Source organism: Xanthomonas sp. 4461 (genome assembly GCF_024806475.1).
GTDB lineage: Bacteria > Pseudomonadota > Gammaproteobacteria > Xanthomonadales > Xanthomonadaceae > Xanthomonas > Xanthomonas arboricola_F.
Genome location: NZ_JANTYV010000005.1, coordinates 283825 through 307505 on the forward strand (window position 1 = coordinate 283825; position 23681 = coordinate 307505).

Below are 23681 nucleotides of genomic sequence, written 5' to 3' on the forward strand. Positions count from 1 at the left end.
ATGCCGCCACACGGTCCTGCAATCGGTGAGGACGCCGCACCAGACAGATTGCTGGCTGCTTTACTGAAAATCCTGCACACCGACCATCTCGACAGGTCCTTGCCCGCTCACCGTCGCGGGACCTTACGCGGCATGGATGCCGCGTAAGAGCTTACAGGGACGTACTTGCAGCGTGTCCCGCGATGGTGGGCGGGCAAGGGCCCTGCAGCAACTTGCAGCGCCAAGGGCGCGGTGCCCTCACCGCTCGCGGGACACGCCGTAAACCCGTCCCTGGGGACCGTGTGGCGGCATCCATGTCGCCAACGGTCCCGCAACCGGCGAGGACACCGCACCAGACAGATTGCTGGCAGCTTTACTGAAAATCCTGCACACCGACCATCTCGACAGGTCCTTGCCTGCCTATCGTCGCGGGACCTTACGCGGCGTGGATGCCGCGTAAGAGCTTACAGGGACGTACTTGCAGCGTGTCCCGCGATGGTGAGCGGGCAAGGGGCCCTGCAGCAAAGCCACAGATCATCCGCTCCGCAATCGCGGCATGTACGGAGTGCATGCCGCACCGAGCAACAGCGTTGCCCGGCTGATGGCGAAGAAGGAGTTTTTTGAGCGCTCCAATTACCCGCGCTGAGAGACGCTGCCTTGGCTTTTACGAATCCCCAATTTCCAATCCCGAATCACCGCTCCCGATCAGCCCGTATCCAACCCATGCTTGCGCAGCTTGCGATACAGCGTGTTGCGGCTGATGCCGAGTGCGTCGGCGGTGCGGCTGACATTCCAGCGATGGCGCTCGAGTTGTTGCTGCAACACCAGGCGTTCGGCCTGATCCAGGGCCACCCGGCCCGGCATGTCGTCGGCGGCGACTGCGCGCGCATCGACCAGGCACGGCGCGCTGCCGGCATCGACGATTTCCTGCGGCAGGTTCGGCAGGCGTATCACGCCGTCGCTGCACAACACTGCCGCCGTGCGCAGCACATTGCGGAGCTGGCGCAGGTTGCCCGGCCAGGCGTAGCTGAGCAGTTTGTGCATCGCCTCTTCGCTGATGCGCACGCTGTGCTCTGCGTTTTCTTCGCGCAGCAAGGTGCGGATCAACTCGGCTTTGTCGCTACGCTCGCGCAGCGGAGGCAGATGCAATACCACGCCGTTTAGCCGGTAGTACAAGTCCTCGCGGAACTCGCCTGCGGCCACGCGTTGCGCCAGGTCGCGATGGCTTGCGCTGATGACGTGCAGCTCCAGCGGCACTGCACGTTCGCTACCCAGCGGAGTGACGCATTGTTCTTCCAGCACACGCAGCAGGCGGCTCTGCAAGGGCAGCGGCATATCGCCGATTTCGTCCAGAAACAGCGTGCCGCCGCTGGCCTGCAGCAATTTGCCATGCCGCCCTTCGCGCGCGGCATCGGTGAATGCACCGCGCGCGTAGCCGAACAACTCGCTTTCGATCAACGCTTCCGGAATGGCGGCGCAATTGATCGCGACAAATGCGCCGCTGGCCCAGGGCGAACCACGGTGCACCGCCTTGGCGAACTCCTCCTTGCCGGTGCCGGTGTCGCCACGCAGCAGGATCGAGACGCGATGCGCGGCCAATTTCAGCGCATTGGCGAGGTTGTGGCGCATGCGCGGGTCCGAGCCAACGTGCTCGCCGGGTTGCAGGTCCGAGTCCGGTGCGGCCTGCGCCGGCCCGCCTACCGCCGGTAGCGCCGGGCGCGCACGTGGCGGGCGCACCAGCGCATAGAAGCGCCGCCCGTGGCAGGCGCAGCGGATCGACCACAAGGTGCCTGCGTCGCTGCCGGCACGGTGTTCGATGGTGTCGAAATCAAGCTGCATCACCTGCGAGATGTCGCGGCCCACCAACTGGCTGCGGTCGATCTTGCTCAACTGCTCCAGTACCGCCTCGTTGACCGCCAGCACGCAGCCGTCGGCCCCGATGGCGATCAGCGCTTCATGCAACAACCCGGCGAATTCCGGGCGGCTATGAAAGCGCAGGATGAAGGCGTGGCCGAATTGATTGAGGAAATGCGAGCGCGAAATCTGCGCGGCCGACATGCTCACCAGCGCCACGGTGTGACGCTGGATCTGCTTGCTGTCCTGCGCGTTTGGGCTGGACGCATCCAGCACCGCCAGCAGCCCGCCGTGCGGGTCCAGGATCGGCGCGCCGCTGCACGACAGCGGCAGGTGTCGGGTCAGGTAGTGCTCGCCGCGATGCACGCTGACGGCGGTGCGCTCGGCCGCGCAGGTGCCCAGGCCATTGGTTCCCTGATGGCATTCGGCCCAGCTGGCCCCGCACAGCAGCCCTGCCTGGCGAAACTCGCGCAGCAGGGTGGAGTCGTGCACGCTGTGCAGCACGGTGGCCTCGGCATCGCCAAAGATCACCGCGTACCCGCTGCCCGCGATCTGCTCGTACAGGTTTTCCATTTCCACCTTGGCGATACGCAACACCTCGCCCAGGCGCTGCTGGCGCTCGCGCACATGCAGGGCGTCGTGCACCAACGGCTCTGGCGTCGCCTCGGGCAGCAGCGCGTAGTCGTCCAGACAGCGCCGCCACGACCGCGACAGCGGCGCCGCCAATGGCGCAATGTCGCGCAGCCGTCTGATCTGCCGGAGCACATCCGGTTCGATCTCCGGCAGGGTGATGGAGGAAGCGGCGACAACGCTTGGCTCGGACATGGGCCAGCGTTCCTCAGTGGGCGCGAAGCGTCAGTAAAGGCACAAACCGGACGTATGCTCAAACCGCATTGCAGCAAACTGCAACGCGCGGCGTGCCGGACAAGCTCTTCAGGCTGGCGGCCAGGGCGTTTGCGGCGCGTCGGCGGCCGCTGGCGCGCGTCGTTTCCAGGACGGCTGACATGCCCTTCCTGGCGGTGTGAGCAGGCGACGGTGGCGCCCGAGGCGCCTGATTTGCGCGCCAATGGCGCAAGGGCGGGCCGGGGCGGCGTGTGGGCTGGTGCGAAGGTGCCTTTCGACGCGTGTGTGCCGGCCGGCCGCATCACAGGGCGCGCGAACCCTCATCCGCCCCTGCGGGCACCTTCTCCCGGCGGGAGAGGCAGCGTGCGGTGGACGGCTCGCGTTACCGACCCGGGCCGGGCACGGCACAGGGAGCGCAGACGAGCGTGCGGTGCGCAGCTGAGCTGTCGCACCGGTGCCGCTCAGCACCGCTCAGAGCGCGTAACCGACCTGCTGCTTGAACTGTTGGTTGAATTCGGCGAAGTCGAAGCGCTGGTTGCGGGTGCCGGGGTGTTCCACCTTCAGCGCATTCTGGGGTTCCTACCCGGGATCAGGGCGGCAGTGACGCACAAACTAGGCCTGGGCTCGAACCGAAGTTCAGCAAAGCCGGCCTTGGGGATCGGTGGTGCGCGCCAGGAGCGCAACCGTGGGGGCAAGGTCGCCGCGCAGGCCGTCAGGCGGCCTTGCCCGCGCGGCTGCCGATCGGTGCGATCCCGGCCCGGCTCCTGCCGTTTCTAGGCCATCGCAGGGCCGCCGCGGGCGGGCGCGTCCATGCCGCGTTCCAGCTCGGCTTGTCTGCCTTGTTGCAGCTCCTTGCCGATTGCCAGGTTCGCCGCCTGCAGCTTCTGGTCCGATTGCTCAACCGGGGTGTTGAGCGCCTGTTCCACGTTCACCGCGGCGCGCTTGTGCGCTGGATCGCCCGGGTCGCCCTGCACGACGAACAGGTGGCCATTTTTGCCCAGCGTCACGTGGTCCGCGCGGTCCAGCGCGTTGGACGCAAGCGGGAAGTCGTTGTGCGCAGAGGTCCCGCGGTTGTCCCGGCATGCGGCCAGAGCGGCCCGGCTCAATCGCTCGCTGGTCTCGTCGTACGGCTTGCCGAGATCTTTGTCGATCTTGCCGACGCCGTCGCGGATCTGGTTGAGCAGGGTGTGGTTCTGGTGGTCCGGATCGTTCGGATTCGCCGGCGCCGCACGCTCTGGCGCCGGTTCCGTCGAGGACGGGGTGTCCTGCGCGTTACGCCGCTCGCGCATCTGCGCCGGGGTCGGCACATGCAGCAGCGTTTCGGTCTTGCCGTGCTTGCTCACCTGCAGGTCCACGCTCTGGTCGGCATTGCCGACGCGCTTGACGTCGCCGTGCTCCACCGCGCTCCACTTGCCGCCGACGAAGGCCGTGCCGTGACCGTTGCCGTCGAAGACCACCAGATCGTTATCCGCACCGAACAGGCTGGACGACTGCGCGGACACCTTGCCGCCATTGTTCTTGAGGTTGTAGCCGAAGGACGCGTCCTGATCGAGCGCGCCGATCAGCTTCGGCGCCTGCCCGTTTTGCAGGAACAGGGTCTTGACCGCGTCGTACTGGTGGCGTGCGTCGGGATGGGCGATGTCGTTCTTCAGGTCGATCGGGCTGCGCAGCGGATCGGCGGCGACCGCGTTGAACGCGTCGTGCAGCGGGTTGCCCGGCTGTGCCGCACGCAGCTTGTTGAATACCTCGGTGCCGGCGAGCGCATGATGCACCCCGGTCTCGATGTAGTCGGGAACTTCCTTGCCGTCCTTGATCTTGTTCGGCAGCATCGCATCGACCTTGCTCACCACGTCGTCGACGCTGGCCAGGCTGCCGTCCTTGATCCCGTTGATGATTTTCGGGTATTGGCCCTTGCCTGCCTGATTTTCCAGCTTCATGACCACGGTGGCGAACTTTGCCTGGTCGTCGAGGCTGGCATTTTTGTAGAGGTCGGTCTGTTGCAGCTGGTGCAGCGCGCCGCCCGGGTCCTTGTTGCCGTTGCCCGGACGCAAGAGGCGCTCGACCTGCGTCCGGTCGTGGTCGTGTACAAAGCTCACGCCGGCATCGGAGGCCAGGAACTTGTTGAGGTTGCCGCGCACCGTCTCGTCCAGCGCGCGATTGTTGTCCGCCTTGATGGCCTTGCCGTCGCGCTGCAGGTCGGCGGTGGTTTGGGTCTTCTCGCTCTCCGATAGCGCCAGGCTCGGCGTCTGCTTGGCGGCCCAGGTTTGGTAGGCGGACACCAAGTCTGTGGCCACCTCCGGATGCGCGCCGAAGTCGGTCTGCAGCGTGCCGATAGTGAAGCCGCTGTTCCCCACCGGCGTCATCTTGCCGTTCGCGGTGGTGCCGGCGAAGGACAGGTGGTAAGCCACGTTCTTGGGGCCGATGCTGCCTTCGGACGACACGCCGATGGCGAAATACGCCAGCGTCTTCAGTTCGGTGTCACTCAACTGCGGCTTAGCCGCGATCGTGCTGTTGCTCGGGTCTGCCATGTCCGTTCTCCTTAACGTTATCAAACCCTTGGGGCGGCGATCCGCGCTAGCCCGCCGCGCCGTGCCCGCAGAGTTTGAGGTTGGTACGCGCGGCGCGGATCACTCCCAGGTAATCGTCGACGATGGCCGGACTCATGCCGTCGGCGATGGCCTCGTCGCTGCGGTTGGCGTCGCCGCGATAGGGGGCCAGTGTCTGCAGGCATCCCGCATCGTCGCCGAGCCTGTGCTGGGTGATCGCATAGTCGTTGCGGATCGCGCCTTCGTCGCTGAAGCTGGAGGTCGCCAGGCAGCTGCGGTAGAGCGGCGCCAGCGTCGCCTCTGCTTTCGCGTAGTCCTTGCGGTCGTAGAGCGACTGGAACGCCGTGCGCGTGCGCTGCACGGCGGTCGGCTCGCAGGCTGCCGCCAGCGGCAGGTAATCGCCCTCGAAGCTGCCGTTGCCGCCGCAATACTCCCGGCAGGCGTGCTCGCTGCCGGTCGCGGCACGGATCGCGGCACCGGCGCCGGTCTTGGCGATCTCCAGGGTGCAGGTTCCTGGCTGGTCCCCGTCGTACACCGCCGCTTGGGTGCCACGCAGCTTGCCGCTGAAGCTGCAGCTGGCATCGGCATTGAGCGTTTCCAGCGAGAAGCCGGAGGTGCCTTGCGTATCGGGTTCTATCGTGAGCTGGCCCCAGCCGTGCTCGGTGGCGTAGTGGCCGGGAGCAGGCAGCGCCGCCACCACGGTGCTCGCAGGCGTGGTGGCAGCAGCGGCGGGCGGAGCGGTGGCACGGCTGGCGTCGACGGAAGCTGTCGCAGACGGGGAAGCCGCCTGCGCCGCCTGCCCGGAGTTGCCGCATCCGCACAAGGTGGCGATGCACAGCGCCAGGCACAGGCGGACGGCGTTCTTGGCCGAGGTCAGGCGTCCGCTGGACGGAACAAGCGCATTTCCCACGGCATCCTCCACTGACGCGAATGCCGCGAGCCTATACCTGACACAGGCGGCCCGGCAAGCGGCTGCCCGACTGTTCGCTCGGCACGCTCCGCGTCGCCCTTACAACGCGTAACCGAACTGCTGCTTGAACTGGTCGTTGAATTCGGCGAAGTCGAAGCGCTGGTTCTGGGTGCCGGGGTGTTCCACCTTCAGCGCGCCCATCAGGTTGCCCATGCGGCCGATGGTCAGCCAGTCGTAGTTGTGCTGGATGCCGTAGATCAGGCCGGCGCGGAACGCATCGCCGCAGCCGGTGGGGTCGACCACGCGGCGCTCGTGCGCCGGCGGAATGTCGTAGGTCTTTTCCGGCGTATGCACCAGCGCGCCCTTCGGGCCCTGCGTGGTGATATAGGCCTGCACGCGCGAGACGATGTCCTTCTCGTTCCAGCCGGTGCGTTCTTGCAGCAGGTTGGACTCGTAGTCGTTGACCACCACGTAGTCGGCCTGCTCGATGAACTCCCGCAGCTCCGGTCCGTTGAACAACGGCATCGCCTGACCGGGGTCGAAAATGAAAGGAATGCCACCGGCAGCGAACTCTTCCGCGTTCTGGATCATGCCTTCGCGCCCGTCCGGGCCGACCAGGCCCAGGGTCACGCCAGGCACGTCGCGCACGTGGTTTTCGTAGCTGCGCATCATCGCGCCCGGATGGAAGGCGGTGATCTGGTTGTTGTCGTGGTCGGTGGTGATGAACGCCTGCGGGGTGAACAGGTCGTCGATGATCTTCACCCGCGACAGGTCGATGCCCAGGGTTTCGAAGTGTTCGCGGTACGGGCCGAAATCCTGGCCCACGGTGCCCATCGGAATCGGCGCGCCGCCGAGCAGGTGCAGGTTGTAGGCGATGTTGCCGGCGCAGCCGCCGAATTCGCGACGCATGCGCGGGACCAGGAACGACACATTCAGGATGTGCACCTTGTCCGGCAGGATGTGGTTCTTGAACTGGTCCGGAAACACCATGATGGTGTCGTAGGCGAGGGAACCACAGATCAGTGCGGACATCGAGTCAGGCCTTTGCGTAAGGAAATACCCGCCAGTTGCCGGCATGGCGGCGGGACGGCGCCAACGCCGCGGCGCAAAGGGTAACGGCTGTGATCGATCAGGGCCACAACCACGTGCCATGCCCGGCGTGACCGCCACATGAAAACCGGGCCGGAATCACCGATTTTTCCTTGCCCGCACCGGGGGGGATTGCTAGGCTAGCGGACTTCGTTTTCTGCCCAAAATTTCGCCAGTCTGGCGGCGGGCACGCGACTTACCCAGGAACAACTCCCTCGATGTTCAAGAAACTGCGCGGCATGTTCTCCAACGACCTGTCCATCGATCTGGGCACGGCCAATACGCTGATCTACGTGCGCGGACAGGGCATCGTGCTGAACGAGCCATCGGTGGTGGCGGTGCGTCAGGACCGCGCCATCGGCGGTACGCGCTCGGTGGCCGCCGTTGGCGCCGAGGCCAAGCAGATGCTCGGCCGCACCCCGGGGCACATCACCACCATCCGCCCGATGAAGGATGGCGTGATCGCCGACTTCACCTACACCGAAGCAATGCTGAAGCACTTCATCAAAAAGGTGCACAAGTCGCGCTTCCTGCGCCCCAGCCCGCGCGTGCTGGTGTGCGTGCCGGCCGGCTCCACCCAGGTGGAGCGCCGCGCGATCAAGGAATCTGCGGAAGAGGCCGGTGCGCGCGATGTGTACCTGATCGAAGAACCCATGGCCGCAGCGATCGGCGCCGGCATGCCGGTGACCGAGGCGCGCGGCTCGATGGTCATCGACATCGGCGGCGGTACCACCGAAGTGGCGGTGATCTCGCTCAACGGCATCGTCTACTCGCAGTCGGTGCGCGTGGGTGGCGACCGTTTCGACGAGTCGATCACCAACTACGTACGCCGCAACCACGGCATGCTGATCGGCGAGGCCACCGCCGAGCGCATCAAGCTGCAGATCGGTTGCGCCTACCCGCAGGACGAGGTGCAGGAGATGGAAATCTCCGGCCGTAACCTCGCCGAGGGCGTGCCGAAGATGATCAAGATCAACTCCAACGAAGTGCTCGAAGCGCTGCACGAGCCGCTGTCGGGCATCGTGTCGGCGGTCAAGCTGGCGCTGGAGCAGACCCCGCCGGAACTGTGCGCCGACGTCGCCGAGCGCGGCATCGTGCTCACCGGCGGCGGCGCGCTGCTGCGCGACCTGGACCGCCTGATCTCCGAAGAAACCGGCCTGCACGTGCAGGTGGCCGACGACCCGCTCACCTGCGTGGCCCGCGGCGGCGGCCGCGCGCTGGAGCTGGTGGACATGCATGGCAACGAGTTCTTCGCGCCGGAGTGAGGCGTTCGGAATCGGGAATCGGGAGTGGGGAATCGTGAAAGCATTCCCCGCCTGCGGTCCTGAGCGGTTGCGACGCGGTCCCGCCCATGTGAGTTTTCGCCTCAACCGTCTCGGGGACAGCCGACTGCTCCCCGATTCCCCATTCCCGATTCCCCATTCCCGGCCCTGAAAGTGCCCTCCTACGCCGGTCCTCCCGTCGCCTCCCGTCCGGGCGAAGTCACCTCCACGCTGCGGCTGCTGGTCTATCTGGTGCTGGCGATCGTGCTGATCGCGCTCGATAGCCGCGGCAGCTGGCTGAGCCAGCTGCGGATGCAGGCCAATCTGCTGATCCAGCCGATCTGGGCGGTGGCCGGGTTGCCGGGGCGGATCGGCTCGCAAGTACGCGACAACGCCGCCACTCATGCGCAACTGGTGGAGGAAACCCGCGACCTGCGCAACCAGCTGCTGGTGGCCAATGCGCGGCTGACCCGGCTGCAGACCGCCGCGCTGGACAATGCGCAGCTGCGCGAGCTGCTCAACGTCGCCGAGCGCCGTGGCCTGGACGTGCAGCTGGCGCCGATCCTGGATATCGACCTGGACCCGACCCGGCAGCGTCTGCTGCTGGATGCCGGCAGCCGCGATGGCGTGCTGATGGGCCAGGCGGTGATCGATGCCGGCGGGCTGATGGGCCAGGTGATCGAAGTGACCCCGCTGCATTCGACCGTGCTGCTGCTGACCGACCCCGACCACGCGGTGCCGGTCAGCGTTGCGCGCAACGGCGTGCGCCTGATCGTCTATGGCCGCGGCGACCGCCTGGAACTGCGCGACATCCCGCTCAGTGCCGGCGTGCAGGTGGGCGATGAAATCGTGACCTCCGGCCTCGGCGGCCGCTTCCCGGCCGGCTTCCCGGTCGGCAAGGTGTCCGAACTGCATCCGGACGACACCCACGCCTTCCTGGTCGGCGAACTGACCCCGGCCGCCAAGCTCGATCGCGGCCGCGATGTGCTGCTGCTGCGCGCGGGCAAGCCGTTGCGGGTGGTGCCTGGGGCCGGGAATGGGGAATCGGGAATGGGGAGTGGCAACAGCAACGGCAACGCCGCTGCGCCGGTAAATGCGCCGGTGACCGCGACACCACGCACTCCGGCGGCCGACGGCTCCAACGCAGTGGTCGATCCAGCCCGTACGGCAGCGGACATCGAGACCGCGCCCGGCTCACAACGGACGCCGGCACCTGCCGCGTCCGGCGCCTCCGGCGCGCAGCCAGCAGGGGTGGGGACTGGCGACTCGGGAACCAGGAACGGCAGCAGCGCGCCAGCGGGTCGGGCGCCAACCACCGCATCGACGCGTGGCGCTGCCTCTAACGATTCCCGACTCCCGATTTCCGATTCCCGCCCGGCGTCAACGCAGGGCTCGCGGGCGTCGGTAAATGGACAATCGGGAACAGGCAACCGCAACGCCTCACCGCCGCGGAGCACCGCTCCTGCCGATTCCCGACTCCCGACTCCCGATTCCCGTCCGGCTCCGCAGGAGACGGACCAATGACCCGCATGCGCAACACCTGGATCCTGCCGGTGAGCCTGTTCATCGCGCTGGTGCTGGGGCTGCTGCCGTTGCCGGCGGTGGTGCAGCCGCTGCGTCCGTACTGGGTGGCGCTGGTGCTGGCCTACTGGGTGATCGAGGAACCGGATCGGGTGGGCCTGGGCGTGGCTTTCGTGGCCGGTGTGCTGGCCGATCTGCTGTACGGCGGGCTGCTGGGCGAGCAGGCGCTGCGGCTGGTGATCATGACCTTCATCCTGCAGCGCTTCCGCGCGCGGATGCGCTTCTTCCCGGTCTCGCAGCAGGCGCTGGCGATCGGCGGGCTGCTGCTCAACGACCGCATCGTGTCTTCGGCGGTGCATCTGGCGATCGGCGAGCCGACCCTGCCGTGGAGCTACTGGTGGGCGCCGTTGCTGGGCATGGCGCTGTGGCCGCCGCTGTTCGTGTTGCTGGATGCGCTGCGCCTGGGCAAGCGGAGCAAGAAGTAGCCCATGCACGGTCGGCGTCAGCCCAAGAACCCGCATGCCGAGGCCGAGCAGTTCCGCCGGCGCGCGGTGCTGGGGTTCGTGATGGTGGTGATCTGCCTGGTCGGCCTGGGCGGCTGGTATTTCAAGCTGCAGGTGCTCGACCACGAGGTCTACGCCACCCGCTCGGAAGCCAATCGCATCAAGCCCAAGCCGGTGGTGCCCGGGCGCGGCATGATCTACGACCGCACCGGCCGGTTGCTGGCCGAGAACGTGCCGGCGTTCCGCCTGGACGTGACCCCGGACAAGGTTGCCGACATGGACGCCATGCTGGCCGCGCTGGGCAAGGTGATCCCGATCGCGCCGGAGGACCTGGAGCGTTTCAATCGCGAGCGTCGTGCACGCCGCAGCTTCCTGCCGGTCACGCTCAAGCTACGCATGAGCGACGAAGAGATGGCGCGCTTTGCGGTGGAGCGCTGGCGCTTTCCCGGGGTGGAGCTGGAGCCGTATCTGACCCGGCGCTACCCCTACGGACCGTTGTTCGCACACATCATCGGTTACGTCGGCCGTATCGATGAAAAAGACCTGGCGGTGCTGGGCGAGGGCAATGCCGCGCTCACCCATATGGGCAAGTCCGGTCTGGAGCGCTATTACGAACAGGACCTGCGCGGGCAGGTGGGCTACGAGCAGGTCGAAACCAATGTGCAGGGGCGGGCGATCCGCACCGTCGGCCGGGTCGCGCCGCAGTCGGGTGCGGACCTGCGGCTGTCGGTGGATGCCGACCTGCAGCGCGCGATGGTGGCCGCGTTCGGCGAGCACGAAGGTGCGGCGATCGCGATGGACCCGCGCACCGGCGAGATCCTGGGCATGGTCAGCCTGCCCAGCTACGACCCCAACCTGTTCGTCAACGGCATCTCGCATACCGACTTCAAGATGCTCAACGACAACCCGTCGCGGCCGCAGTTCAACCGGCTGGTACTGGGTGGCGTGGCGCCGGGCTCCACGCTCAAGCCGCTGATCGCGCTGGCTGGGCTCGATAGCGGCCTGCGCCGGCCGGAAGACCGTGTGCTCTCCACCGGCATGTTCTACCTGCCCGGCGTCAGCCGCGGCTGGGGCGACTCGCACCGCGGCGGTCACGGCTGGACCGACCTGCGCAAGTCGATCGCCCAGTCGGTCAATACCTACTACTACCGCCTGGCGGTGGATATGGGCATCGAGCGCTTCGACCAGTACATGGGCGGCTACGGGTTCGGCGCGCCCACCGGGGTGGACCTGCTGGGCGAAATCGGCGGCATCCTGCCGTCGCCGGCCTACAAGTACAAGACCCGCAAGGAGCGCTGGTATCCCGGCGACACCGTCAACATCGCTATCGGCCAGGGCGACTGGAAGGTGACCCCGTTGCAGCTGGTACGCGGGGTCTCGGCGATCGCCGGCGGGCTGCTGCTGCGCCCGCATCTGGTGCTGGAGCAGCGCACCGGCTTCGACCACCCCTGGCAGCCGATGATCCAGCCGCCGGGCAAGCCGATCAGCCCGAGCGCGGCGCATCTGCAGGTGGTGCGCGAGGGCATGATGGACACCATGCGCCCCGGCGGCACCGGCTATGCGATCACGCCGGGCGCGCCGTACCAGATGGCCGGCAAGACCGGCACCGCGCAGGTGGTCAGCCGCAAGGGCGTGGCCGCGGTGGACCCGCGCAGCCTGCCGCTGCACCTGCGTCACCGAGGCCTGTTCGTCGGCTTCGCGCCGGCCGACAATCCGGTCATCGCGGTGGCGGTGGCGGTGGAGGGCGGCGGTTTCGGCACCAGCTCGGCCGCGCCGATCGCCCGCAAGATCTTCGACGCCTGGCTGCTGGGCAAGATGCCCGCGGGCATCCTGCCGTTGGACAGCGAGCTCGGCATGACCGCGGTGGGCGTCAACCAGTTCGAGGCCGGCGTCACCGATGCACGTGCGGCCGGCGATGCGGCAGCCGCCACGCTGGAAGAATTGCCGGTGGTGATCGGCCAGACTGCGGTGGCGCTGGATCCCACCACGCCCGCGCAGCCGGTGGTGCCGGACGTGCCCGATGCGGTGCAGGAGACCGATCATTGAGTGACATCCTGCGCTGGTTGGTGGACATGGCCGCGCGCTTCACGCGCAGCCTGGACTGGGTGCTGTGCCTGGCGCTGGGCGCGCTGATGGTGATCGGCCTGTCGGTGCTCAAGAGCGCCGGCGGCGCGGCCAACGGCGATCACCTGGTGATGGCGCAAGGCGTTCGCTTCGTCATCGGCATCGCCGCGATGTGGGGCATTTCGCGCATGTCGGTGCTGCGCCTGCGCGCCTGGACGCCTTGGGTGTATGGCCTATCGATGCTGCCGTTGCTGGCGGTGTTCGCACTGGGCACCGGCAAATACGGCCGCCAGTGGCTGGATCTGAAAGTGTTCTATCTGCAGCCGGCCGAGCTGCTCAAGATCAGCCTGCCGATGATGGCGGCCTGGTATCTGCACCGCATGCCGCTGCCGCCGCGCATTTCCACCGTGTTGGTCACCTGCATGATCATCGGCGTGCCCACCGCGCTGATCATGCTGCAGCCGGACTTCGGCACCGGCGTGTTGATTGCGGCAAGCGGCGTCTTCGTGCTGCTGCTGGCCGGCCTGCCATGGTGGTGGGTGGCGGTGGGCCTGGGCGGCGTGTCGGCGGCGGCGCCGGTGGCCTGGTTCTGGTTGCTGCGGCCTTACCAGAAGGATCGCATCATGATGTTCCTCAACCCCGAGAACGACGCGCTTGGCGCCGGCTGGAACATCATCCAGTCCAAGATCGCCATTGGCTCTGGCGGCTTGGATGGCAAGGGTTGGGGGCTGGGCTCGCAATCGCATCTGAACTTCATTCCCGAACAGACCACCGATTTTGCGTTCTCGGTGCTCAGCGAAGAATTCGGCTGGATCGGCGTGGCCACCGTGCTGACGCTATATCTCATCGTCATCGGCCGTTGCCTGTGGATCGCCTCGCAGGCGCGTGACACCTATTCGCGCCTGGTTGCCGGCGCCACCGGCCTGGCCTTCTTCGTGTACGTGTTGGTCAACGGCGGCATGATCTCCGGCCTGCTGCCGGTGGTTGGCGTGCCGATGCCGTTGATGAGTTACGGCGGCACCTCGGCGGTGTCGTTGCTGGCCGGATTGGGCCTGGTGATGGCAGTGAAGACGCACCGACCGGTGCATGGATATTGAGGCCTCGCGCAGTCGCATCGCTGCGTTGCACCGGCGCAGCTGACGCGCCAGCGGCATGCGTGGCAGTGCAACCCTGATCGATGCGTCACGCCTGTGTCAGTGCGCCGGCCAAGCATCGATCACCCCGCGTTTTGCGCGCTGCATTGCAATGACGACACCGCGATGCAGGCTGACTTCGCGCGCGCGGCGTTTGGTTCGCTCGCGCTCTGCACGCGCGGGGCGTGCTCCGTAGAGTCCGCCACGCCGCTGCAGTGATGGCGGCCGCGTCGCGTTGCCTGTGCAGGTGCGCGCCATTTCTCTTTCGGGTGCCTTTTCCATGAAATTGCTAACCGCCGCCGTCGGCGGTGTCTGTCTGCTGCTGTCCGCGCAGGCCAGTGCCGTCACCTTCGCCACCGGCGATACCCGCACTGTCGCGCAACCCACCATTCCAGCCACGTGTTCGCCGTCCCTGAAGGCTGGGCTGACGCCGACCGGGCGTCAATTCGATGATGCGACCGAGCACTCGCCGCCGGATACCAGGACCATCCAGGCCGCGCTCAATGCCTGCAAGAACGGCAGCGTGCTGCTGACCGGCGGCAGCGGCAACGCATTTCTGACCGGCCCGCTGACCATTCCCAGCGGCGTAACGCTGGTGGTCGACCAGGGCGTCACCTTGTACGGCTCACGCAATCCGGCCGACTATGGCAGCGGCTGCGGCGTGGCAGGTTCCAAGAGCGGCGGCTGCGCGCCGCTGATCAGCGTCAAGGGCGCCAAGTCGGGCGTGATGGGCATCCGCACCGGCGGGCGTCAGGGCACCATCGATGGCCGCGGCGATCTGACCATGCTGGGCAAGAGCACCAGCTGGTGGCAGTTCGGCGAAAACGCCAAGGCGGCCGGTCAGGTACAGAACAGCCCGGACCTGATCAAGGTGCAGAACTCCACGGCGTTTACGCTGTACGACATCAACTTGATCAATGCGGCGTACTTCCATTTCTTCGCGCATATTGTCGATGGCCTGACCATCTGGGGCGTACGGGTGAAATCGCCGGCCACCAGCCCCAACACCGATGGCCTGGACCTGGACAGCGTGACCAACGCCAGTCTGGTCGACAACGATGTGATGGGCGGAGACGACTGCGTGGCGATCAAGACCATCGCCTCCAAGTCCGGCAACATCACCGTGCGCGACAACCGCTGCTACGGCACCCACGGCATCTCGATCGGCAGCGAAGTGATGTTCGGGGTCAACAATGTGTTGGTCGACAACAACGTCATCACCGCCACCGACGATGCCGGCAACCGCAGTACCGACAACAACGGGCTGCGCATCAAGACCAGTATCGTCAAGGGCGGCCCGGTCAGCCTGATCACCTACCGCAATACCTGCCTGTTCGGCGTGACCAGCCCGCTGGTGATCAACCCGTTCTATGCGTCCGGTAGCGGCGGGACCAAGCCCAGCTTCAAGGAGATCGTCGTCAACGGCTTGCGCACCACCGCCGATGTCGGGCTCAAGGGCAAGGGTTGGATCCTGAAAGGCTTTGATGCGCAGACACCGTTGGACCTGGTGCTGGCCAATCTTGCGACAGGCAACAAGGCCGTCGCTGCCAGCGACGCACAGATCGGGCTGGTCAACAGTGACCTGACGCCGACCGGTACCGGTGTCACCACCGGCCCGGTACAGGTGAGTGGTGCCATCCCGACCTGCTCGACGGCACCGCGTTTCCCGGCGTTGTGATCCATCGGGCGCGGCCGGCCTCCGGGCCGCGCCCGATCTTCTGCCTTTTCCCCGGCATGCTGCGGCGCCGATCGGTGCCGGCGCGTTTTGCGCCTTCGCCGATCGGTTGAACCGACGGGGCGGGCTGCTGGGCCATGCTGAGACATCGACGATCAGTACCACGCCTGCAGATTGGCGAACCGATACACCAGATGCTTGTCGATGAAGGCGATCAACACCGGCAACACGTCGGTGACGCGGCGCAGCTCGGCGTCGCTCAATGCCAACGCGGCGCGGCCTTCGGCGAGCTCGGCCATCTGGGCGCGGATCACGAACTGGTTTTTGTCGCAACCGCAGAGCGATTGAAAATCGCAGGCTGCGATCCCGCGATCCCGCGATGGCGGCAATTGCCGCCGTCGCCACGTTTGCCAGACACGCCCGCTGCGCACTTGTCCGTATGCCGCCAAGCCGTCTCCACACGTCCTGCTCCTTTGCAGCGGTCCCATCCGTGCGCGCCCGGGGTTTTTTGTGCCGCGCCCGCACGAGCGAGTGAGCTGTGCGCGTCAAGCGATGCTGCGGCACGCCTTGACTTCGGCTAAAGCTCTTTCGTTTCATGACCTTATTGCCAGAAGTTCATCTGATGTCTGTTACCCTCGGCCGATGATTCGACGCACCCTGACCTGCCTGCTCACCCTCGGCCTTGTCGCCTGCGCGACCCAGCCCAGCCCTCCGTCCCCGCCGCCGGCTGCCAGCGCACCGCCGGCCAAGCCGCCAGTGGCTCCGGTCGCGCCTGCAAGCGCCGCCGCCGAAGCCCCCGCGCTGCCGCCGGTCGATCTGACCCCGGTGCCCTTCGAGATCGCACGCGCCAACTTCGTGCGCGACACCGCCGCCAGGTACGGCATCGACGCCGCACAGATCGACGCGGTGCTGGCGCAGGCGCAGTTCAAGGACGCCATCGTCACCGCGATGTCGCGGCCGGCCGAGCGGGTCAAGCCGTGGAACGAATACCGCCCGATGTTCATCACCCAGGCGCGGATCGATGGCGGGCGTAACTTCCTGGCCCAGCACCGCGCCGAGCTGAGCAAGGTCGAAGCCGCTACCGGTGTGCCGGCGCAGGTGATCGTGGCCATCATCGGGGTAGAGACCAGTTACGGCAGCAACGCCGGCAAATATCGCGTGCTGGACGCGCTGTATACGTTGGCGTTCCGCTACCCGCGCAGCGGCGACCCGGCCAAGCTCGAGCGCGAAGTGCGTCGCGAGCTGTTCTTCCGCGACGAACTCGGCCAGCTGTTCGCGCTCGGCAAGGAGGAGCAGCTCGATGTCACCAGCCTGATCGGCAGCTATGCCGGCGCGATGGGCATGGGCCAGTTCATGCCGTCCAGCTACCGCCAGTTCGGTGTCGATGGCGATGCGGATGGCAAGCGCAATCTGTTTACCGATTACAACGACGTGTTTGCCTCGATCGCCAACTACTTCGTCAAGAAGGGCGGCTGGGTGCGTGGCGGTCAGGTCGCCGTGCCGGCCACGCTGGCTGCCGGTCACGAGGAATTCAATCCCACCGACTGGTCGCCGGTATACACGCTGGCCGATCTGTCCGCGCGCGGGTATCACCCTGGTGCGCCGGTGGTGGCGGGCAGCACCGCCACCCCGATCAGCCTGGACGACGCCAACGGCAAGCAGTACTGGCTGGGCTTCCAGAATTTCTACGCGATCACCCGGTACAACATTTCCAAGATGTATGCGATGGCCGTGTTCCAGCTGTCCGAGGCCATCGCCGGCAAGGAGTTACCCCCGGCATGAACAGCATGACAGGCCCCAAGTGGCTGATTCCGATGGCGCTGATGCTCGGCCTGGCGGCCTGTAGCAGCGCACCGAAGAAAAGCGTCGGCGCCAAGGGCAGCGGCGCCGTCAAGGGCGTCAAGGTCGAAGGCAAGGGGCCGGCGTATGTCGCCACCGGATGCCCGTCGACCTCGCCGTATGCCGCCGCCAAGGAAGACCCGTCCACACGCGGCGACTACACCGCCGGCGGCCTGTACAAACCCGGCGTCAAGGACACCACGCCCGACCACGTACCGAACGTGGCCTGTATCCCCGAACCGCTGGTCACCGACGAGCCGCGCTCGGCGGTCGGCAATCGCTCGCCCTATGAAGTGCTGGGCAAGCGCTACGTGGTGATGGACAACCCGGGCGACTATGTCGAACGCGGGACCGCCTCGTATTACGGCAGCAAGTTCCACGGCCGGCTGACCTCCAACAAGGAGGTGTACGACATGTATGCCTTCACCGCCGCGCACAAGACGCTGCCGCTGCCCAGCTTCGCGCTGGTGACCAATACCGATACCGGCGATTCGGTGGTGGTGCGCGTCAACGACCGCGGCCCGTTTCACGATGGTCGCGTGATCGATCTGAGCTACGCCGCCGCGGTCAAGCTGGGCATCACCGGCAAGGGCACCGGCAATGTCGAAGTGCGCGGGCTGACCGAAGCCGATAACGGCAACCTGTTGGCCAAGCGCAATCGCGGACGGGTGCCGGTCACGACGGCTGTTGCCACCGCGCGGCCGGCATCGGGCAGCAGCCAGATCGACGGTCTGGTGCAGCGTCTGCCCACCGGCACGGCTGCTCCGCGCGCGGCGGTTGCAAGCGCGGCTGCCGTCCCCGTTGCGACATCCCTCGCCACTGCGCCGGGCAAACCCGCCGGCGAGCGCTGGCGCTACAACGTTGCCGAGTCGCGACAACCCGGCAATCCGGACAATTTCGATGCCTGGATGAAGGCGCAGGGCGTGCGCGTTGCGACCGGCAAGCCGGCAGCGGTTGCGCCGCGTCCGGCATCGGCCACGCCTGCGCCTGTCGCCGCCGCGCCGGTGGCGGTTGCAGTGGTCAGGCCAGTGGACAATGGCGCGCCTGCGCGCCCGGTCAAGACCGATCCAGCGCCGGCCAAGGCGCCGAGTGCAGCGGAAGCCGCCCTTGGCGACATCCTGTTGCAGGTCGCCAGCTTCGCCAGCCGCGAAAACGCCAACCGCGCGCTGTCGCAGCTTGCCTCGGCCGGTATCGCCGGTGCCAGTGTCAGCGACATCGTCAGCGGTGGCCGCACCCTGTGGCGCTTGCGCGTCAACGCACGCGACCACGCCAATGCCTCGGAGATCGCCCAGCGCATCGCCGGGCTGGGCTTCGGGCGCCCGCAGATCGTCGCCAACTGAGCGCAGACCGGCATGCCGTCAGGAGCGGCCATCGCGGTCAGCGACCCGGGGCGCTGGGCTGGCGCCGACCGCGTCGACGTGCATGCGCAGCCAGTGGCTTGGGGCGTCCGGCGCGCGATCAGCTGACTGCAACACTGAACTGCGCAGGCGCGTGGGACCCGGCGTGCGTCGCCTGAATCTCCATCGCACCTTACAATTTCGTATTACCCAGCCTTCGGGCCCGTCAGGAGTCGTTCTTCAATGAAATTCCGCTTCGCCGCCGCTGCCTTGGCCACGTTCGCCTTCGGCCTGGTCTGCGCCCAGACACCCGCGCCGCAGCCGACTCCCGCCGTGGCTGCCGCGCCGGCTGCACTGCCGGTTCCGCCCGCACCCGCGCCGGCCGTGTCCAAATCCTGGATCCTGATGGACTACGCCACGGGGCAGGTGCTCGCCGGCGAGAACATCCATCAGCAGTTGGCTCCGGCCAGCATCACCAAGGTGATGACGTCCTACGTGGTGGCCGCAGAAATCAAGAACGGCAAGGTCAAGCGCGACGACCAGGTCATGATGAGCGAGCGCGCCTGGCGCGAGGGCGGCGCCGGCACCGACGGCAGCTACAGCGGCTTCCCGGTCAACCAGACCGCGCGTCTGGAAGACATGGAAAAGGGCATGGCGATCCAGTCCGGCAACGACGCCGCGATCGCGCTGGCCGAGCACGTGGCCGGGAGCGAAGAAGCCTTCGCCTCGTTGATGAACAGCTACGCCGCCAAGATCGGCATGAAGAATTCGTACTTCGTCAACGCGCACGGGTTGAGCGCCGAAGGCCATCACTCCACCGCCTACGATCTGGCCATGCTGGGCCGCGCGATGGTGCGCGATTACCCGGAAACCTACGCCTACAACAAGATCAAGGAATTCCAGGTCGGCTCGATCAAGCAGAGCAACCGTAACCGGCTGCTGTGGCGCGACCCGGCGGTGGACGGCATCAAGACCGGCCATACCTCCGAAGCCGGCTACTGCCTGCTGAGCTCGGCCAAGCGCGGCGACCAGCGCCTGATCGCGGTGGTCATGGGCGATAGCTCCGAAGAGCAACGCGCCACCGACAGCCTGGCCCTGCTCAACTGGGGGTTCCGCTTCTTCGAAACCCATAGCCTGTACGCGCCCGGCAAGGTCGTGACCAAGCAGAAGGTCTGGAAGGGTGCGCAGGACGAAGTGCAACTGGGCGTGGCCCAGCCGCTGCAGGTCAGCCTGCAGCGCGGCCGCTACAACGATCTCAAGCCCAGCATGGAAGTGGCCAAGACCCTGGAGGCGCCCATCAAGAAGGGTCAGCAGGTCGGCACCGTCAAGGTCAGCCTGGACGGCAAGATCATCGCCCAGGCCCCGCTGGTCGCCATCAATGCAGTGGAGGAGGGCGGCTTCTTCAAGCGCCTCTGGGATTCGTTCTGGATGTGGTGGGAATCGGAGTGATCCAAAGAAAAAGCCGGCGAAAGCCGGCTTTTTGGAATCGGGAATGGGGAATAGTGAATCGTAGAAGCGGGCGTGTCGCTCTTGCTTTACCGATTTGCGATTCCCGATTCCCGATTCTCAGCCCTCAAAGCATCCGACTGATCGTGAAGCTGCCGTAGACCGGGGTTTCGCGTTGGGTTTCGAATTCGCGGGTGCGGTGGTAGCGGGCCAGCGCAAACTTCCAGCGGCCGTACATCACCGCCAGGCCGTAGCCGACATCGCCCACAAACGGGCGTTTGTCCACGCTGTGGCTGTTGCGGAAGGTGTTGCCATCCAGGGTGATGTCGCGGATCACCCAGCGTGCGTCGGTGGTCACGAACAAGTGGCCCGACCAGCCGCTGGCACGTCCCAGCCGGCTCGGGGCGGTGTTTTCGCCCGCCGGGCGGGTGGGGGTGCTGCCGAAATCGTCCGGCAGTTTCCAGCCAAAACGCGCTTCGCCACCGGCGTTCAGGTGCGTCGCCATGTTGCCCACTGCGCCGCCCCAGTGCGAGATGAAGTCCCAGCCGAATCCATCGGCATTGCCGCTGGCATCGGCCGGCCAGCGGCGCATGCGTTCGTGCACCAGGTTGATCAGCGGCTCGTTGTGCAGCTGGTTGTCCCAGCCCTGGAATTTCTCGTCGCCCAGCGCGTCGTGGATCGCATCCTGCGCTTCCTGCGCGAATGCCCACGGGCCAACCACGCCCACCTGCAACTGCGTGGTCCGCAGGTGCGCGTCGTTACGCGCGTTGTAGCCAAAGCTCGCCAGCAGGATGCCCGCATACGGACGGTCGTCCGGGATCACGTCGCGACGGGTGTAATCGGTGGGCGTAAAGATCGCCTGGCCGATCGAGAACACCATGTTCTGCTGGTCGAACTCGCCCGGGTGCAGCCGCTCCAGATAGCTGTTGACCCAGCGTGCGGTGCGCGGCAGGCACGGGTCGTCGGTGTAGTCGACTAGGTTGGGCGAGACCAGGGTCAATACCGCACCGTTGGAATACCCCTGGTCCTGGTCTTCACCGCCGAACAAGTCGTTGTCGACCCGGAAATTGACCGCCGGCGGCGTGCGACCCAGCCGGCTGGAATCGCACTGATCCGCCGCGATGGCCGGCATCGACAGCCCGGTGAGAGAGAGCAGCAAGGCAGCAGACAACGCGCGCGGTCGGAGCATGGAAGGCCTGGTGGACAAGGAGGGGCGGGATGGTGCAAAGGTGCCTGCGCCCGCGGCTGCGCCGCGTGAACATGCGCCTTTGCGTGACCGCATTGTCAGTCGAGGCCGGTCTGTGCAGGACTTCCGTTTCCACGTAGGAGTGTTTGGCTGAGTGCCGTAATCAAGAACGCCGCGCGGGCTCTGGGAACCGTGTTGACCCCTACGGCTAGGGTCCGAGGACAAGACTTGGGTTTGCCCTCCACCGGCCCGATAATGGGGCGATGGATATCAGCACCGACAACCCCGATCACGGCTTCCAGTTTCCCGGTACCTTCGAGCTCAGCGCCATGGGTGCGGCCGAGCGCGGCCTGGAAACCGAATTGCCGCGCCTGCTCGCTGCCACCGGTGTGGAGCTGCTGGAGGAAAGCGTCAGCTGGAAGCATTCTTCCAACGGCAAGTATGTCTCGGTCAAGATCGGCTTCCGCGCCGAGAGCCGGGAGCAGTTCGACGCGGCGCATCAGGCTTTGCGCGACCATCCGGAAGTGAAGTGGACGCTGTAGCGGCCGAGCCCGCCGTGGTTGCGACTGCGCCTGCGCAGCTGCGCGACCTCGGTCAGCAGGATTACGCTCCGGTATGGCGTGCAATGCAGCGTTTCACCGATGCACGCGATGAGCAAACTGCCGATGAGGTGTGGGTGGTCGAGCATGCGCCGGTGTTCACGCTGGGCCAAGCCGGCAAGCCGGAGCACGTGCTGGCGCCGGGAGATATTCCGGTGCTGCAGGTGGACCGTGGCGGTCAGGTGACCTATCACGGCCCCGGCCAGCTGGTGGTCTATCCGCTGCTGGATCTGCGTCGGCTCAAGATCGGCGTGCGCGATTACGTCTGCAAGATCGAGCAGGCGCTGATCGATACGCTGGACGAGTGGAACATCGTGGCCGAACGCCGCGAAGGTGCGCCGGGTGTGTACGTCGGCGGCGCCAAGATCGCCGCACTCGGCATTCGCGTGCGCCGGGGCTGCACCTTCCACGGATTGTCGTTCAACGTGGCGATGGACCTGGAACCCTTCCACCGCATCAACCCCTGCGGCTATCAAGGCCTGCAGGTGACCTCGGTGCTAGACTTGGGCGGCCCCTCCGGGATGGAGGCCGTCAAGGCCGTGCTGCTCGATCAGCTGGCGCGCCAATTCGGCCTGACCCTGCACCCCGCCTCCGCAATGCCCGACCTTTCGCTTCCGGCCTGAGCGCCCGTATCGTCATGACCCAGCCTATCGCCCGCTCCATCCCCCTGCAGGTCGTTTCCGGCGACAGCGCCGCGCCTGCGCCGCTGCAGACCGGCGTCAAGCAGATCGGTGGCGACAAGATCAACCGCTCGCCGGTGCAGTTCGTCGACGCGCCGGTGCTGCGCAAGCCGTCCTGGATCCGCGTGCGGATTCCGTCCGGCAACGCAGTGCAGAACCTCAAGGCCAAGCTGCGCGAAAACCGCTTGGTCACGGTGTGCGAAGAAGCCAGTTGCCCGAACATCCACGAGTGCTTCAGCCACGGCACCGCGACCTTCATGATCCTGGGCGAGGTGTGCACACGACGCTGCTCGTTCTGCGATGTGGCGCACGGCCGGCCCAAGCCGCCGGATGCCAACGAGCCGGCCAGTCTGGCGACCACGGTGGCCGACATGGGCCTGAAGTACGTGGTGGTCACCAGCGTCGACCGCGACGACTTGCGCGACGGCGGCGCCCAGCACTTCGTGGACTGCATCGCAGCCATCCGTGCCAGCTCGCCCAACACCCGCATCGAGATCCTGACCCCGGATTTCCGCGGCAAGGGCCGCATGGACCGCGCGCTGGAGATCTTGGCGCTGAGTCCGCCGGACGTGTTCAACCACAACATCGAAACCGTACCGGATCTGTATCCGAACGTGCGCCCCGGTGCGGATTACCAGTGGTCGCTGACCCTGCTGCAACGCTTCAAGGCGCAGCATCCTTCCATCGCCACCAAGTCCGGCATCATGCTCGGGCTGGGCGAAACCATGGAGCAGGTGCAGGCCACCTTGCGCGATCTGCGTGCGCACGATGTGGACATGATCACGATCGGCCAGTATCTGCAGCCGACGCCGCACCACCACCCGGTGATGCGCTACTGGACGCCTGAGGAATACAAGGCGCTGGAAGACTACGGCAACGCATTGGGTTTCAGCCACGTGGCGTCTGGCCCGATGGTGCGCTCGTCGTATCACGCCGATCGCCAGGCTGCCGGCGCAGGCGTCGCTGCCTGAGCAACGCGGGGCGCTCGATGCGTCCTGCGGCAGCGGCACCAGGCGTTCGAAGCCGCGCGCGTGGATGCAAGGTCCCCATGACGCGCGATTGTGACGGCGTCAGCTGGATGGCACCTAAGCCATCGTTTCATCGCCGGCCCGTGCAGCGCACGGGGCCGTGTCGTATCCCACGGTCCGGGCGCCGGCGCAAGGTACGGTCGCGTTCACAATCCGATACAGACCCGGCGCTAGGCTGATTCAGCCA

At 66.5% G+C, this 23681-nt stretch carries 18 protein-coding genes; 12 read left to right on the forward strand and 6 right to left on the reverse strand.

All coding sequences use genetic code 11. The features are described 5' to 3' along the window. Positions 1–684 precede the first annotated feature (684 nt). From FHY19_RS18055 to FHY19_RS18070, 4 genes are all read right to left on the reverse strand, one after another. Complete coding sequence (locus FHY19_RS18055; protein ID WP_259167565.1) at positions 685–2658, reverse strand: sigma-54-dependent Fis family transcriptional regulator; 1974 nt, start codon at positions 2656–2658, stop codon at positions 685–687. Between the two features lie 791 nt (positions 2659–3449). Continuing rightward, positions 3450–5204 (reverse strand): XVIPCD domain-containing protein, encoded by a 1755-nt coding sequence (locus tag FHY19_RS18060; RefSeq protein ID WP_259167567.1) that lies wholly within the window; start codon positions 5202–5204, stop codon positions 3450–3452. Between the two features lie 46 nt (positions 5205–5250). Beyond that, on the reverse strand, positions 5251–5778 hold the full coding sequence (locus FHY19_RS18065; RefSeq protein ID WP_259167722.1) for a hypothetical protein: 528 nt from the start codon (positions 5776–5778) through the stop codon (positions 5251–5253). Between the two features lie 453 nt (positions 5779–6231). Next, positions 6232–7164: a carbohydrate kinase family protein gene (locus FHY19_RS18070; protein ID WP_005990298.1), complete on the reverse strand. Its 933-nt coding sequence runs from the start codon at positions 7162–7164 to the stop codon at positions 6232–6234. A 275-nt stretch (positions 7165–7439) separates the two neighbouring features. Here FHY19_RS18070 and FHY19_RS18075 point away from each other — a divergent pair, with 275 nt between their 5' ends. From FHY19_RS18075 to FHY19_RS18100, 6 genes are all read left to right on the forward strand, one after another. After that, a complete protein-coding gene (locus FHY19_RS18075; protein ID WP_003482734.1) occupies positions 7440–8486 on the forward strand; it encodes a rod shape-determining protein in 1047 nt (348 codons plus the stop codon). A 171-nt stretch (positions 8487–8657) separates the two neighbouring features. Beyond that, entirely contained in the window at positions 8658–10007 is a 1350-nt protein-coding gene (mreC, locus tag FHY19_RS18080) for a rod shape-determining protein MreC (RefSeq protein ID WP_259167569.1), read from the forward strand. Continuing rightward, positions 10004–10489 (forward strand): rod shape-determining protein MreD, encoded by a 486-nt coding sequence (gene mreD / locus FHY19_RS18085; protein WP_259155271.1) that lies wholly within the window; start codon positions 10004–10006, stop codon positions 10487–10489. The genes mreC and mreD overlap by 4 nt, the downstream gene beginning before the upstream one ends. Positions 10490–10492: 3 nt before the next feature. Then, the gene (mrdA, locus tag FHY19_RS18090; protein WP_259167571.1) at positions 10493–12553 is read left to right on the forward strand and encodes a penicillin-binding protein 2; all 2061 of its coding nucleotides are present in this window, start codon (positions 10493–10495) and stop codon (positions 12551–12553) included. Further along, on the forward strand, positions 12550–13668 hold the full coding sequence (gene rodA / locus FHY19_RS18095; RefSeq protein WP_259155268.1) for a rod shape-determining protein RodA: 1119 nt from the start codon (positions 12550–12552) through the stop codon (positions 13666–13668). Before mrdA ends, rodA begins: the two co-directional genes overlap by 4 nt. 316 nt (positions 13669–13984) lie before the next feature. Continuing rightward, entirely contained in the window at positions 13985–15382 is a 1398-nt protein-coding gene (locus tag FHY19_RS18100; protein WP_259167573.1) for a glycosyl hydrolase family 28 protein, read from the forward strand. 152 nt (positions 15383–15534) lie between these two features. Here FHY19_RS18100 and FHY19_RS18105 read toward each other — a convergent pair whose 3' ends face one another. Then, positions 15535–15693 (reverse strand): hypothetical protein, encoded by a 159-nt coding sequence (locus FHY19_RS18105; RefSeq protein WP_259167737.1) that lies wholly within the window; start codon positions 15691–15693, stop codon positions 15535–15537. A gap of 328 nt (positions 15694–16021) precedes the next feature. Between FHY19_RS18105 and mltB the strand changes: the two genes are divergently transcribed. From mltB to FHY19_RS18120, 3 genes are all read left to right on the forward strand, one after another. Then, positions 16022–17161, forward strand: coding sequence for a lytic murein transglycosylase B (gene mltB / locus FHY19_RS18110; RefSeq protein ID WP_259167576.1), 1140 nt, complete (start codon positions 16022–16024; stop codon positions 17159–17161). Beyond that, positions 17158–18558, forward strand: coding sequence for a septal ring lytic transglycosylase RlpA family protein (locus FHY19_RS18115; RefSeq protein WP_259167577.1), 1401 nt, complete (start codon positions 17158–17160; stop codon positions 18556–18558). Before mltB ends, FHY19_RS18115 begins: the two co-directional genes overlap by 4 nt. Before the next feature lie 240 nt (positions 18559–18798). Continuing rightward, positions 18799–20004 carry a D-alanyl-D-alanine carboxypeptidase family protein gene (locus FHY19_RS18120; RefSeq protein WP_046965072.1) on the forward strand — a complete coding sequence of 402 codons (1206 nt, stop codon included), beginning with the start codon at positions 18799–18801 and terminating at the stop codon, positions 20002–20004. 124 nt (positions 20005–20128) lie between these two features. Here the strand turns inward: FHY19_RS18120 and FHY19_RS18125 are convergent, their stop codons facing one another. Continuing rightward, positions 20129–21190 (reverse strand): lipid A deacylase LpxR family protein, encoded by a 1062-nt coding sequence (locus FHY19_RS18125; protein ID WP_259167579.1) that lies wholly within the window; start codon positions 21188–21190, stop codon positions 20129–20131. Between the two features lie 260 nt (positions 21191–21450). Here FHY19_RS18125 and FHY19_RS18130 point away from each other — a divergent pair, with 260 nt between their 5' ends. The 3 genes from FHY19_RS18130 to lipA are packed head-to-tail and all read left to right on the forward strand — an operon-like array spanning position 21451 to position 23437. Beyond that, complete coding sequence (locus tag FHY19_RS18130; protein WP_259167580.1) at positions 21451–21729, forward strand: YbeD family protein; 279 nt, start codon at positions 21451–21453, stop codon at positions 21727–21729. Then, positions 21717–22409 (forward strand): lipoyl(octanoyl) transferase LipB, encoded by a 693-nt coding sequence (gene lipB, locus FHY19_RS18135; RefSeq protein ID WP_259167582.1) that lies wholly within the window; start codon positions 21717–21719, stop codon positions 22407–22409. The genes FHY19_RS18130 and lipB overlap by 13 nt, the downstream gene beginning before the upstream one ends. 14 nt (positions 22410–22423) lie before the next feature. After that, positions 22424–23437, forward strand: a complete 1014-nt coding sequence (gene lipA / locus FHY19_RS18140) for a lipoyl synthase (RefSeq protein WP_259155260.1) — start codon at positions 22424–22426, stop codon at positions 23435–23437. Positions 23438–23681: the final 244 nt, after the last annotated feature.

Bases quoted from the DNA above. Each gene is read 5' to 3' on its own strand.
- lipA (WP_259155260.1), top strand. From the start codon at position 22,424: ATGACCCAGCCTATCGCCCGCTCCATCCCCCTGCAGGTCGTTTCCGGC.
- FHY19_RS18115 (WP_259167577.1), top strand. From the start codon at position 17,158: ATGAACAGCATGACAGGCCCCAAGTGGCTGATTCCGATGGCGCTGATG.
- FHY19_RS18055 (WP_259167565.1), bottom strand. From the start codon at position 2,658: ATGTCCGAGCCAAGCGTTGTCGCCGCTTCCTCCATCACCCTGCCGGAG.
- FHY19_RS18120 (WP_046965072.1), top strand. From the start codon at position 18,799: ATGAAATTCCGCTTCGCCGCCGCTGCCTTGGCCACGTTCGCCTTCGGC.
- FHY19_RS18125 (WP_259167579.1), bottom strand. From the start codon at position 21,190: ATGCTCCGACCGCGCGCGTTGTCTGCTGCCTTGCTGCTCTCTCTCACC.
- mrdA (WP_259167571.1), top strand. From the start codon at position 10,493: ATGCACGGTCGGCGTCAGCCCAAGAACCCGCATGCCGAGGCCGAGCAG.
- mltB (WP_259167576.1), top strand. From the start codon at position 16,022: ATGATTCGACGCACCCTGACCTGCCTGCTCACCCTCGGCCTTGTCGCC.
- FHY19_RS18130 (WP_259167580.1), top strand. From the start codon at position 21,451: ATGGATATCAGCACCGACAACCCCGATCACGGCTTCCAGTTTCCCGGT.
- FHY19_RS18070 (WP_005990298.1), bottom strand. From the start codon at position 7,164: ATGTCCGCACTGATCTGTGGTTCCCTCGCCTACGACACCATCATGGTG.
- FHY19_RS18060 (WP_259167567.1), bottom strand. From the start codon at position 5,204: ATGGCAGACCCGAGCAACAGCACGATCGCGGCTAAGCCGCAGTTGAGT.
- FHY19_RS18075 (WP_003482734.1), top strand. From the start codon at position 7,440: ATGTTCAAGAAACTGCGCGGCATGTTCTCCAACGACCTGTCCATCGAT.
- FHY19_RS18100 (WP_259167573.1), top strand. From the start codon at position 13,985: ATGAAATTGCTAACCGCCGCCGTCGGCGGTGTCTGTCTGCTGCTGTCC.
- mreD (WP_259155271.1), top strand. From the start codon at position 10,004: ATGACCCGCATGCGCAACACCTGGATCCTGCCGGTGAGCCTGTTCATC.